The following is an 11742-nucleotide window of genomic DNA, read 5'->3' as shown; positions in this document are numbered from 1 at the left end:
AAGGCTTTGCTATTGTACCGGTACTGGACGGGAAAAGATCGGCATAGTCCTTTTCGATCTGTTCCCAAGGTATCATCTCGGCCAGTTTCACCCAGCGGTTATTGGCATCAAGTTTTCCTTCGAAAGGGAGTACAAATTCTTCAATAACCATCTGCTCAGTGGGACGTCGGTACATTTTTTGACCTCCAAAGTGCAAGCTTTTTGCATATTTTAGCTTGTTTTCCTTGGATAATAATTCGACAAGAGTACCCTCAATCCCTTGGTATTATTGGAATTTTTGGCTGTTCAGCAAGCCCTAATTAAATAAATTTTTATTGGCAAAAACAAAAAAATAATCCTCCCCTATATAGGAGGACTTTTCTACTTGATATTTTTTTGCTAACAAATAACTTTTTAAGCTTACTACCTTGAGTGTGCGGAATATTGGAAAAAGAGATATAAGAGTAAAAAGGTAAACTCCTGAGGTAGGGGTTTTTGTTATGATTTAAGGAGTTAATAAGTCAAATTAATTATAAGTATAAATAATGACGTTACAAAAGCCATGAAAACCTTGGAGGGCGGAGCCCAGCCGACTAGAATAGGTAATATTGCTGATTACTGGAAGGATTTTGTCTATGTCAATCGAATATGGAAATCAATTTATTTTATTCAAAAACGGGGAGTTGAAGGAATGAGCGATATTTATATTTTTAGCGGAAAGGTATTGCCTGAAAGAGCTAATGTTCAATTTGCAAGTCCTTTAATTTTGGAAGTTAAATATAATGATTTTGATTTCAAAGTGATTATTAATATTATCTTATCTCAGATATCAGCAAAAGTAGAAATATTGAGAGGTAATCCCGATATTGGTACTATGAAAAATTATTTAGAAAGCACTGTTAGAAGTTTGGTTGATGGATTAGGATATTTATTGGCATGTGGTTATGACGTTGAGATAACATCAGTGATGCTTCCTGATAGTAGTATGATTGTTTTTGGAGTAGGTGTTACTGAACTTGAGAAAGAAAAAGACACACGTAATTTTTCAAATGCTGAGCTATTTAAAATACTTTTTTCTGGTAAACCAAAAACTGACTATCTACGTAGGGCCTTGGGGGATTTACGTGAAACAATTAGGTCACCTCATGACACTGCTTTATTTGCTTATCGTGCTATTGAAAGCATTAGAGAAAGCTTTAGAATATCAGATTCTGAGGATAAAAACATCTTATGGCAGCGTATGAGAGAATCTCTATCTATCGAAAAAGAATATATCATGTTTATAGAAAAGTATAGGACAATTGAAGCACATGGCAAGACGTTGCCTGTTTCAGGTGATGACAGGGTAGAGATTATGAGAAGAGCATGGAGGATAGTAGAAAGATTTTGTAATTACCTATTAAAAGGAGAATCAGATCTACCAATCAACGATTTTCCGATTCTCAAATAGCTGTAAAATTATTATTTTATGGATTTTGTCGGGCTTAACCGGACGGTGGTAAGTGGTTCTTACCTGAGAAGGCCGGGGTAGCCGTTAGCCGATGAATTAAACCGACTGTGAAGGTTGGTCCTGGACGGCTTTCACATTTTCCCTGTGGCAAGCGATAAAAGAACGGGAAAGGGAATCATACTGGGAAGTACTTTATAATGGCTTTACAGGGGATTCTGTAAGGTTGTTTTTTTCTATGAAAGAATGGTTGGTGGGGGATGATGTGGTAAAATACTGGTGACTGGGGGCGGTATAACTAACCTTTTGGTGGTCCGGGAAGGCATAGACCGGAAAACAGCAAGTCTGAATTGGTTATGGCAATATAATCTTTACTGTTACGGGTAATGTGTCAAAGTGTGTAGCTGGGGGTTGCTGTAGGCTTGACGGGGTGGATGTAGCCGGTGGTAGTGGAAACAGAAAACAGGGGCCGGTGGTACCCTGGAGATGGAATGTCTGTTATATGCAAGAAGCATGCAAGTACATTTTTGTTATTAAATGGAAGACCAAAATGGTATGGTGTTCCGGGGGTTGTCCCATGTAATAACCCCCTCAAGTCGCACCCCCTGCGGGTGCGTGGATTGAAACATTGCCAGCATGGTTGACAGCTATGAAAAAGCTCGTCGCTCCCCGTCGGGAGCGAGGATTGAAACAAAGACGGGTTAAATACCTTCAGCCTTCGGGCGTAGTCGCTCCCCGTGCGGGAGCGTGGATTGAAACAATTATGGTCTGCTCGCCAAAGCGGGCCATTAAGTCGCACCCCCTGCGGGGTGCGTGGATTGAAACTAAATTGCTGCCAACCGCTGTGCCGTAATACTTTGGTCGCCCCCCCCACGCGGGGACATGGATTGATGAAATATTGTTACCGTGACAAATAAATGGAAGTCCAGTTTACCCGGACTTCCATTTATTCTTTCTGTAGGTTTCAAATGCTTTGATTAAATCAGGGCTGTTTTTTAAGAATTGGACAAAATCGGCTATACACTCCAGGGTTTTGGTACTGATGGTATGCTCGATTTTTTCGGTTTCTTCAAGCACGTTTTCGGTTATTCCCAACAGCTTTAAAAAGTCTTCGATAATCTGATGCCGTTCCAGTAGGGCTTCGCCTATTTCCTTACCCTTATCGTTTAATAATACTATGCCGTATTTCTCATAATTGACAACGCCTGCGTCAGCAAGCTTTTGGACCATTTTGGTAGCGGAAGGAGGTTGCACGTTTAGTGCCGCCGCCAGGTCATGGATCCTGGTGAAACCAATATATTGGGACAACCGGTAAATCATTTCCAGGTAATCTTCCATGGATGCAGTCAGCAGGTCGTCTTTTTTCATATATTCACGAAAGGTGAAAAATCCTTTTTCCAATGGTTCACCCGCTTTAGCTACAAAGGTTGTAAAGTATATTCTCAAGGGTTAAAAAATAGACTTAATCTTTTCAATACGACCGTCATTTTTCGCTATTAGCCTCTATGTAGTCAGTTATTGACAATACCCGAGTGCCGTGCTACGATATGCCAAGACGGAAGGCTGTACAATTGGTATTTTTAAATTTCTTCATAAATGAGGGGGCCTCTATAATGTATACCGAGAAGGTAATCGACCATTTTACTAATCCCCGCAATGTGGGAGAGATCCCTGACGCCGACGGTATTGGAGATGTAGGGAACGCTACTTGCGGCGATACCACGAAGATTACGATTAAGGTTGAAGACAATAGAATTAAAGACATCAAGTTTAAAACCTTTGGTTGCGGAGCCGCTATTGCAACCAGCAGCATGTTGACAGAAATGGTTATAGGGATGACTCTCGAGGAAGCCCTGCAGGTTAATGATGTAACGGTAGCGGACATGCTCGGCGGGCTTCCGGAACAAAAAATGCATTGTTCCAACATGGCTGCCCATGCTCTGCACACCGCAATTGAAGATTACAAGAAAAAACAGGGTTAATAAGCCATCTGCCTGGAGGAATTTTGCAAATAATGTAGAAGTTCAAACCGGGTGATGAAATTGAAAAAAGTTGGAAAAAAAGAAGCTGCCAAATGGAGTTGGCCGGTTTGGGCGGTAATAGCTTTGGGTTTCATAGTTTTCGCCCTGCCCATTAACGAAAGGCTCAAGCTGTGGTTGATGGTGCCGCTCTATGGGTTGTTTATCTTTGTTTACTATAAATATGTCCATAAAAAGAGATCTTCATGAGAAGGTCTTTTTCTGGTAGAATGATGCGTTTATTTGGAAGGTGTGAGTTAAGACGAAAGACAGTTTTGAAACGGGCAGGGAACGCTTGGCCAAGGATGCCTTCGCCCGGCACCTGGGAATTGAACTTATTGAGATGAAGGAAGGTTACGCCCGCGCTACCATGAAAGTCACCCCGGAACTCTTAAACGGCGCCGGGGTTACGCACGGCAGCGCCGTATTCGGCCTGGCGGACCTGGTATTCGCGGCGGCCAGCAACTCGCACGGTCCCGTAGCGCTGGGCCTCAACGTGAACATACACTATCTAAAGGCCACTACCAGCGGCGCGTTGCTTACCGGAATTGCCCGCGAGGAAAACCAGACCAGGAAAACCGGCTTATACCGCCTGGAGGTAACGGATGAAAAGGGCGAACTGGTAGCGCTGGCGGAGGGTCTGGCCTACCGTCCGGGTTCCGGGAAGTGATTAAGCATCGACATGATCGTAGACGCGGGTTAGCTTGACTGTCCCTATGTGGTCAATCAACCCGCGTTCTTTCATTTTCAACCAGAAGGGCAGCGCCTCCTCATAGATCTCGTTTACCGTAATGGTCTTGAAGCGGGGCCGGAGCTGTCTTAGCGCCCCTTCACCAAGCCCTTTTCGTTTGTGGTTGTTGCCTATGGTCAGTACTCTAAGATCCAAATGGTTACCGTACTTGAAACCTATTATTTTGATACCCCAGCCAAACTTGTAGACGACAGCCAGCTTATCTCCAAAATATTTTTCCGTCTCCGTAACCCCCTGGATCAGCTCGTACATCCCCAACCCTTCCCTCATTATTTTGATACCTATACATATTGTAACAAATGACACTGGATTAACAACGTACCAGGGATCTAATGCTCCGGTTTTATTTTGGTTATATTGCAGCGTTTCTCCGGCATATTTTGTTTTTGTCGTTTTTGCGTTTATAATGAAAGAAAAAAATGGAACTTACCGGAGGTGAGGCCGGTGGAGTATGACCTGGTTGTTATAGGCGGCGGGCCGGCCGGTATGTTGGGGGCGGCCACTGCTGCCAGAAGGGGTTTAAAGGTTGTTCTGCTGGAGAAGAATGACAGGCTGGGCAAAAAGCTGGCAATCACCGGCGGTGGCAGGTGCAATTTTACGAACGACAGCTACGGTGAGGCTTTTAGCGGAAATATAGTTACGAACGGGAAATTCTTATACAGCGCTCTAAATGCTTTTGCCGGCCGCCATTTAGTGCAGCTCTTCAAGACTCTGGGCGTTCAAGCCAGGGTGGAGGCAGACGGCAGGGTGTTTCCCGCCTCCGGCCAGTCCGGCGATGTTCTTAAAGCCTTGCAAAAACACCTTAAGGACAGCGGAGTGGAAGTCCGGTATAATTCCGGTGTGAGGCAGTTGCTGTCCAGGGACGGGCAGGCCGCCGGCGCACTTCTGTCTGATAACAGCACGGTTAAAGGCCGGAGCGTGCTGGTTGCTACCGGTGGCGCCTCTTACCAACAGACCGGCTCAAGCGGGGACGGCTACCGGTTTGCCCGCCGGTTGGGGCACACCATTGTTGGACCACGGCCCGCTCTGGTGCCGCTGGTAGTACGGGATGGCTGGGTGCGGGAGTTGCAGGGGCTGGCTCTGGATCATGTGATGCTGCGCGTGGCCGCTGGCGGCCGGGCCAAAGCGGAGCAGTCCGGTGAGCTTCTTTTCACTCATTTCGGCCTGTCCGGTCCGTCAGTTTTAAACCTCAGCAGCTTTTTGACCAAACATTTCAGTTTTCCGTTGGACTTAATAATTGATTTTAAACCCGGTTGGCCGGGTGAACGGCTCAATAAGCTCCTGCAGGATCATTTACAGCAAAACCCAGCCAGGTCTCTGAAAAACACCCTGAGCGTTATTCTCCCTCAACGGCTGGCGCCGGTTATACCCGTCCTGGCGGGGGTTGACGGCGGCAGGCAGGGAGCCCAGGTGACCAGAGGCGAACGGGAGGAGCTGGTGAGCGCCCTGAAAAACCTGGCGGTGACAGTGACCGGTACCCGGTCGCTTAACGAGGCTATTGTGACATGCGGCGGGGTTAGCGTCAAAGAAATCAACCCCTCCACGCTGGAGTCGAAAATAATCAGGGGGCTATATTTTGCCGGCGAGGTCATCGATGTAGACGCTTTGACCGGGGGCTTCAACCTGCAAATCGCTTTCTCCACCGGCTACTTGAGCGGGAGCAGTGCAGGCGCCGGGCGGTAGCGGACAGGGAAAGCATATACGCTGTATTGTCAATGTGGTTGCGAATTCATTTGCACATGACCCCCGAGAAAAGTAGTATTATAGTATATATAAGGATTAGTAGAAACCCCTTACTTGCAGTGCGAGTGTGATTTGAAATCGCACCCACATCAAGCCAATTCAGAATGAATGTTTTTGTTTGTAAACTATTTTATACCGTCTCCTTAAATACTTCTTGACTTGTCCTTAAAATGCGGCAATAATAGTGTATAGACAATCTTACCAGATACAAGGGGAGTAGCCACCGGGTTTATCCCGGAGCAGGGGTCGTCAGTACGGTGTTGGATAACACCCGGCTCTTGCGTCTGCAAAGGTATGGCAAGACCTTCGTAATTTTCAGCAGTGGAAATGCGGAGGTTTTTTTGTTTTTAAATTTTGCAAAGGAGGTGTTAGCATAGATGGTTGTGAATATTATGGTGCTGGCTGCAGGTCTGTTGGCCATCTTGTTGGGGGCTAAAACCTTCACCAACGGGATCGAGTGGCTGGGTAAAAAGTTGAACCTGTCCGAAGGGGCTGTAGGGTCGGTGCTGGCGGCGGTCGGTACGGCGCTGCCGGAAACCATGGTCCCGATCATCGCGATCCTGTTCGGCCCGGTCGGGAGCGCCCATGAGGTGGGTATTGGCGCTATTCTGGGAGCTCCGTTCATGCTCAGCACGCTGGCCTTCGGGGTGGTGGGGATCTCGAAGATGTTCTACTGCCGGGACGGAGGAAGCCGCTGTATAGACGTAAAAAATTCTATACTGATGAGGGACCTGAAATATTTTATCTTCTTCTATAGCCTGGCGGTGGCGGCGGCCTTTTTGCCCATCCAGCCCCTAAAGATTATGGTAGCGGTTATTCTGCTCCTGGGGTACATTTTTTATGTTAAGATCACCCTCGGGGACGGGGACACTTTGTCCGAGCTGGATATTGATCCGCTGTATTTCTGGAAAAGAGAAGGGGAGCCGCCGCTTTGGGTGATGCTGTCCCAAATCGCGGTGAGCCTGGCGCTTATCGTCGTCGGCGCTGATTATTTCGTGGGAGCTCTGGGCAACCTGGCGACCAGCTTGATGGCTCCAGCCTTGATCCTGTCTCTGATAATCACACCGGTAGCTACCGAACTGCCGGAAAAATTCAACAGTGTGATCTGGGTAAAAGGGGGTAAAGATACCCTGGCTATGGGCAACATAACAGGAGCCATGGTTTTTCAGAGCACGATTATCCCCATCATCGGTATTTTATTTACGCCCTGGATAATTTCCCCCCTGGCTGCACTGAGCGCCGGCCTGGCGTTGTTATCAAGCCTGACGATTTTCCTTTTTGTCAAAAGGCAAAAAGAGCTGAAAGCCACAGTGATGTTTTACCCGGCAGCGATTTATGGGATATTTTTGCTTTTGGCCCTGACGGTGGTATTATAAAAGGAGGGAATGGACGTCTTCGGAACTTAATTGGTTAAAATGTTAGGAAACTGTTAAAACTTGAGATAAGGAGGCTTACTTAATGAATAACTTCAAAGTCTGGTTGATGATGGCAGGCCTTTCCGTCATCCTTGTACTAATCGGAAATGCAGTCGGAGGCAGTAACGGCGCCATGCTGTTCTTCCTTATTTCGCTGGGTATGAATTTTTTCAGCTACTATTACAGCGACAAAGTGGCTATTAAAATGACCCGCTCGCAGCCGGTTTCTGAGGAAGAGGTTCCGGAGCTTTACGCCATCGTACGCCGGTTGACCCAGCGGGCTGGGCTGCCTATGCCCCGCATCTATATCACTCCTTCACCGCAGCCCAATGCTTTCGCCACAGGCAGGAACCCTGCTCATGCGGCGGTAGCCGTTACCGAGGGGCTTTTGCGGATATTAAACAAAACCGAACTGGAGGGTGTACTGGCTCACGAACTGGCCCATGTTAAAAACCGGGATGTCCTGGTAGGGACCATTGCCGCCACCTTTGCCGGGGCGATCTCCATGCTGGCCAACATCATCCAGTGGGGCGCCATCTTCGGTATGGGCCGCGATGACGAAGAGGGTGGAGGCAGTATGATCGGAGGGCTCCTGCTGGCCATTATCGCACCCATCGCGGCTATGATTATCCAGATGGCCATTTCCCGCTCGCGGGAATACATGGCGGATGAGGACGGAGCCCGCTTTGCCGGTAATTCCGGAGGCCTTTCCAACGCCCTTTTGAAGCTGGAAAGCGCGGCTCACAGGACCCCGATGCAGGTCAACCCGGCAGCATCGCACATGTTTATCGTCAACCCACTTTCCGGCGCATCCATGGCCAGGCTCTTCAGCACCCACCCGCCCATTGAAGACAGAGTCAAGCGGCTGAGCGAGTTGAGAGTCTAACGAATTCATTCGCACACAACCCCATAGAAATGCAGTATACATTACACCCTACGCCTTACAGGTTTGTAGGGCAAATTTATCCGCACTTTCAGATCTTGAAATTTGTATGAATTTATAAGCCCCTTTTATATTAAGCCAAAATTTCTGGATTTCTTAAAATAATTTGCATGGCATAGGGGCCGTTCTTTCTGTCTATACTGAACCAGGAAGATTTAAAAAGCCGGCTGACCTGTTTTCCCGCGGCAACTGGTGTAGTAACAGGCAGGGAGTGATCATAGTGGCGCAGACCATATCCATCGGAGCCACGCAGCACATGGAGCTGTTCAAGGCCAAACTCGGCAGTCAGCTGAAGCGGTGTGAAGGACAAGGTCTGAAGGTGGACCTGGAAGAGTCTCCGGCTGGTAAATTCACCTTTCTCTCCTGCCGCATTGCTGGAGAGGCTCAGCGCGGGTCAAACGACGAGCATATCCAAACCCTTCTTAGGCAGCAACTGGCTGAAATAATTTCCGACGTCATTCTCAATCACTGGGAGGATGCCCTTTTAAAAGACATTATCCGGGAAAACTATTATTACTTTGGTGACGAAGAAAAGAAGCTTATTTTTGACTATTCGTTGCGCCACATCAACCGTGAGGGCAGGGAAGCCCAGAACACGCTCTATTGGCTGAGCCGGAAGAACCGTATTAATCAAAAAATCATAGATTTCTTAAACTATAATAACCGCATTATCGTCGACGGATTCATCCGTTTCAGACTGAAGGAATACCTGGCCGAGCTGCGGGACGCCACCGAAAAAGCGGTTGACGAATTTTTAATGGAGAGGGAGTACCGTGAATTTATTCAGCTATTGCAGTATTTTGTAGAAGTTCAGGAACCGCGCATGGAAATGGTCCATTTGTGCATCTCTGAATCCGGCAGCTTCAAGCTTTTTGACGATAAAATGCAGCCGGTCCGGAGTGATTACATGGATGGTTTTTTTCTGGATATGCTGGAAAATGAACTAAACTACGAAGACCTCCTGATCAGCGCTCTGATCACCATCGCTCCCAGGAAAATAAACATCCACCGGGCCAGTAAAGAAAACCATAACGCGACGCTGGAAACGATTAAAAGTGTTTTTACCGGCCGGGTGAGCGAGTGTCCTGGTTGCGTTCTGTGTACAGAGCCCTGAATAAATGTCTGAAGCATTTCTTTCACAAGCCATTGGTCTTTAATTGAACCGGTTTGCCTTTGTTGACAATGAAGGATTTAGCCAATATAATACTGTAAGAATAGTGTTAAACGAGTGATGATAAGGACGAGTAAGTTTCACACCGGCCAAAGAGAGAAGGCGCCATAAGGCTGAAAGCGCCTTTGGATGCGGGTGGACTGAAAAACCACCTTGGAACTGCCGGCCGAACTGACGAGTAGGCCGCGACGGAGGCAACCGTTATCTGCGTGAGCGAGGAATTTGTATTTTCCTAACCAGGGTGGAACCGCGGAAATCCCGTCCCTGACTTTTTGTCAGGGGCGATTTTGTTTTTCATGAAAGGATGTGTTGGTTTTGGGTGAAGTCGGCAATATGAAAGTAACCCTGCCGGACGGCTCGGCCAGGGAGTACCAGGCGGGCACAACGCTTATGGATATTGCCAGGAGTATCAGCCAGCGTCTGGCCAAGGAAGCGCTGGTAGCCAGGGTGGACGGCCGGCTGGTTGACCTGGGGGCTCCATTGAACAGTGACGCCAACGTTGCATTTTTGACCTTTGAAGACGATGAGGGCAAACAGGTTTTCCGCCACAGCACGGCTCATGTCATGGCCGAGGCGGTGCAAAAGCTGTTCCCCGGCGTTAAGTTTGCTATCGGCCCGGCTATTGCCGACGGCTTTTATTACGACTTTGACACCAAGGAGCCCTTCAGTCCGGAAGATCTGGCCAAGATCGAAAAGGAAATGGAGGCCATTGTTAAGGCTGATAAGCCCTTTGAACGCTCCGAACTGACCAGGGCTGACGCGCTGGCTAAGTTTGGGGAGGCAGGCCAGGACTACAAGGTGGAACTGATTGAGGACCTGCCTGTGGATGTTGGCCTGTCCTGCTACCGCCAGGGTGATTTTACCGACCTCTGCATGGGGCCGCACGTGCCCTCGACCGGGCGCTTGAAATCCTTCAAGCTGATGAGTGTGGCAGGCGCTTACTGGCGGGGCAGCGAGAAAAACAAAATGCTCCAGCGGATTTACGGCACTTCTTTCCCCAAGAAATCCATGCTTGACGAGCACCTTTTCCGGCTCGAGGAAGCCAAGCGGCGCGACCACAGAAAAATCGGCGCGGAACTGGATCTTTTCAGCATTCATGACGAGGGTCCGGGCTTTCCGTTTTTCCATCCCAAGGGAATGATACTGCGCAACGAACTGGAGGACTTCTGGCGGCAGGAGCACAAAAAAAGGGGCTACCAGGAGATCCGCACGCCGATTATTTTGAACAGAGCCCTCTGGGAGCAGTCCGGGCACTGGGACCATTACCGCGATAATATGTATTTCACCAAGATCGACGAGGGTGATTTTGCTGTCAAGCCGATGAACTGCCCTGGCGGCATCCTGATTTACAAGAGCAAGCTGCACAGCTACCGGGAGCTTCCCATTCGCATGGGTGAACTGGGGCTGGTGCACCGGCACGAGCTTTCCGGCGCATTACACGGTTTGATGAGAGTCCGTTGCTTTACCCAGGACGATGCCCACATATTCATGCTTCCCTCCCAGGTTAAGGATGAGATCATCGGGGTCATCAACATGGAAGAAGATTTCTATAAAGTGTTCGGTTTCTCTTATCAAGTGGAGCTTTCCACCAGGCCGGAAAAAGCCATGGGCTCCGAAGAAACCTGGGAGAAGGCCACCGGTGAGCTGCGGGACGCCCTGGAGGCCAGGGGCCTCGATTATAAGGTAAACGAGGGGGACGGCGCCTTCTACGGGCCGAAGATTGATTTTCACCTTAAAGATTCCCTGGGCCGCACCTGGCAATGCGGGACGATCCAGTTGGATTTCCAGATGCCGGAGGTGTTCGACCTTACCTATGTCGGTGAGGACGGCCAGAAGCACCGGCCGGTGATGATCCACAGGACGATATTCGGCAGTATTGAAAGGTTTATCGGCATTCTCACCGAACACTTCGCCGGAGCTTTTCCGGCCTGGCTGGCCCCTGTCCAGGCCCGTGTCCTGCCCATTACCGACCGCCACCTTGAGTACGCCCGTAAGGTTGTGGACAGCCTTGAGCAAAAGGGTGTCCGGGTGGAGATGGACGCCCGCAACGAGAAAATCAACTATAAAATTCGCGAAGCCCAGGCGCAAAAAATTCCCTACATGCTGGTTGTCGGTGACAAGGAGGCCGAACAGGGCGCGGTGGCCGTCCGCCACCGCGCCCGTGGCGACCTCGGAGCCCTCCCGCTGAGCGAGTTCGAAGATAGCCTTTTGCGTGAAATTGAAGAAAAGGCTAATTCTTGAGGTTCCGGGTATTACCATAGTTACCTTGTCGATT

Annotated in this window: 12 protein-coding genes, 1 pseudogene and 1 other annotated feature; of the genes and pseudogenes, 10 read left to right on the top strand and 3 right to left on the bottom strand. The window is 48.8% G+C overall.

The window, feature by feature from the left end; genetic code table 11:
- A pseudogene (locus tag Psfp_RS14985) lies at positions 1-175 on the bottom strand (IS5/IS1182 family transposase); the annotation flags it as partial.
- Between the two features lie 375 nt (positions 176-550).
- Between Psfp_RS14985 and Psfp_RS14980 the strand changes: the two are divergent.
- Together Psfp_RS14980 and Psfp_RS21340 are read left to right on the top strand one after the other, a co-directional pair.
- The gene (locus Psfp_RS14980; protein ID WP_192895454.1) at positions 551-1429 is read left to right on the top strand and encodes a hypothetical protein; all 879 of its coding nucleotides are present in this window, start codon (positions 551-553) and stop codon (positions 1427-1429) included.
- Between the two features lie 646 nt (positions 1430-2075).
- Positions 2076-2279, top strand: coding sequence for a hypothetical protein (locus Psfp_RS21340; RefSeq protein WP_153189541.1), 204 nt, complete (start codon positions 2076-2078; stop codon positions 2277-2279).
- Positions 2280-2356: 77 nt separating this feature from the next.
- On the opposite strand, the gene mntR is transcribed toward Psfp_RS21340, so the two are convergent.
- Entirely contained in the window at positions 2357-2827 is a 471-nt protein-coding gene (gene mntR / locus Psfp_RS14975; RefSeq protein ID WP_243120690.1) for a transcriptional regulator MntR, read from the bottom strand.
- Between the two features lie 212 nt (positions 2828-3039).
- Here mntR and nifU point away from each other — a divergent pair, with 212 nt between their 5' ends.
- The 3 genes from nifU (at position 3040) to Psfp_RS14960 (ending at position 4114) form a co-directional block, all read left to right on the top strand.
- Entirely contained in the window at positions 3040-3408 is a 369-nt protein-coding gene (gene nifU, locus Psfp_RS14970; RefSeq protein WP_134219348.1) for a Fe-S cluster assembly scaffold protein NifU, read from the top strand.
- A gap of 54 nt (positions 3409-3462) precedes the next feature.
- Positions 3463-3654, top strand: coding sequence for a hypothetical protein (locus Psfp_RS14965; protein ID WP_192895453.1), 192 nt, complete (start codon positions 3463-3465; stop codon positions 3652-3654).
- Between the two features lie 85 nt (positions 3655-3739).
- A complete protein-coding gene (locus Psfp_RS14960; RefSeq protein WP_192895452.1) occupies positions 3740-4114 on the top strand; it encodes a hotdog fold thioesterase in 375 nt (124 codons plus the stop codon).
- Here the strand turns inward: Psfp_RS14960 and Psfp_RS14955 are convergent, their stop codons facing one another.
- Positions 4115-4447, bottom strand: coding sequence for a hypothetical protein (locus Psfp_RS14955; RefSeq protein ID WP_134219346.1), 333 nt, complete (start codon positions 4445-4447; stop codon positions 4115-4117). It abuts the gene before it with no gap.
- Between the two features lie 192 nt (positions 4448-4639).
- Between Psfp_RS14955 and Psfp_RS14950 the strand changes: the two genes are divergently transcribed.
- The 5 genes from Psfp_RS14950 to thrS all read left to right on the top strand — a co-directional run bounded on the left by Psfp_RS14950 (position 4640) and on the right by thrS (position 11708).
- On the top strand, positions 4640-5878 hold the full coding sequence (locus tag Psfp_RS14950; RefSeq protein WP_134219345.1) for an NAD(P)/FAD-dependent oxidoreductase: 1239 nt from the start codon (positions 4640-4642) through the stop codon (positions 5876-5878).
- Between the two features lie 437 nt (positions 5879-6315).
- Positions 6316-7314, top strand: coding sequence for a sodium:calcium antiporter (locus Psfp_RS14945; protein ID WP_134219344.1), 999 nt, complete (start codon positions 6316-6318; stop codon positions 7312-7314).
- 82 nt (positions 7315-7396) lie between these two features.
- Positions 7397-8239 (top strand): zinc metalloprotease HtpX, encoded by an 843-nt coding sequence (gene htpX, locus Psfp_RS14940; RefSeq protein WP_134219343.1) that lies wholly within the window; start codon positions 7397-7399, stop codon positions 8237-8239.
- A 163-nt stretch (positions 8240-8402) separates the two neighbouring features.
- Positions 8403-9410: a putative sporulation protein YtxC gene (gene ytxC / locus Psfp_RS14935; protein ID WP_243120689.1), complete on the top strand. Its 1008-nt coding sequence runs from the start codon at positions 8403-8405 to the stop codon at positions 9408-9410.
- Positions 9411-9518: 108 nt separating this feature from the next.
- Positions 9519-9736 (top strand) — a binding site (T-box leader).
- A 64-nt stretch (positions 9737-9800) separates the two neighbouring features.
- The gene (thrS, locus tag Psfp_RS14930) at positions 9801-11708 is read left to right on the top strand and encodes a threonine--tRNA ligase (protein WP_134219352.1); all 1908 of its coding nucleotides are present in this window, start codon (positions 9801-9803) and stop codon (positions 11706-11708) included.
- Positions 11709-11742 lie beyond the last annotated feature (34 nt).

The sequence above is a fragment of the Pelotomaculum sp. FP genome (assembly GCF_004369245.1).
Classification (GTDB): domain Bacteria; phylum Bacillota; class Desulfotomaculia; order Desulfotomaculales; family Pelotomaculaceae; genus Pelotomaculum_C; species Pelotomaculum_C schinkii.
This window is presented reverse-complemented; position numbering and strand designations above follow the sequence as displayed.

What these genes read in the sequence shown, in the direction of transcription:
- Psfp_RS21340 (WP_153189541.1), top strand. Translation starts at nt 2,076, where the DNA reads ATGAAAAAGCTCGTCGCTCCCCGTCGGGAGCGAGGATTGAAACAAAGA.
- nifU (WP_134219348.1), top strand. Translation starts at nt 3,040, where the DNA reads ATGTATACCGAGAAGGTAATCGACCATTTTACTAATCCCCGCAATGTG.
- Psfp_RS14965 (WP_192895453.1), top strand. Translation starts at nt 3,463, where the DNA reads ATGAAATTGAAAAAAGTTGGAAAAAAAGAAGCTGCCAAATGGAGTTGG.
- Psfp_RS14955 (WP_134219346.1), bottom strand. Translation starts at nt 4,447, where the DNA reads ATGTACGAGCTGATCCAGGGGGTTACGGAGACGGAAAAATATTTTGGA.
- Psfp_RS14945 (WP_134219344.1), top strand. Translation starts at nt 6,316, where the DNA reads ATGGTTGTGAATATTATGGTGCTGGCTGCAGGTCTGTTGGCCATCTTG.
- htpX (WP_134219343.1), top strand. Translation starts at nt 7,397, where the DNA reads ATGAATAACTTCAAAGTCTGGTTGATGATGGCAGGCCTTTCCGTCATC.
- thrS (WP_134219352.1), top strand. Translation starts at nt 9,801, where the DNA reads ATGAAAGTAACCCTGCCGGACGGCTCGGCCAGGGAGTACCAGGCGGGC.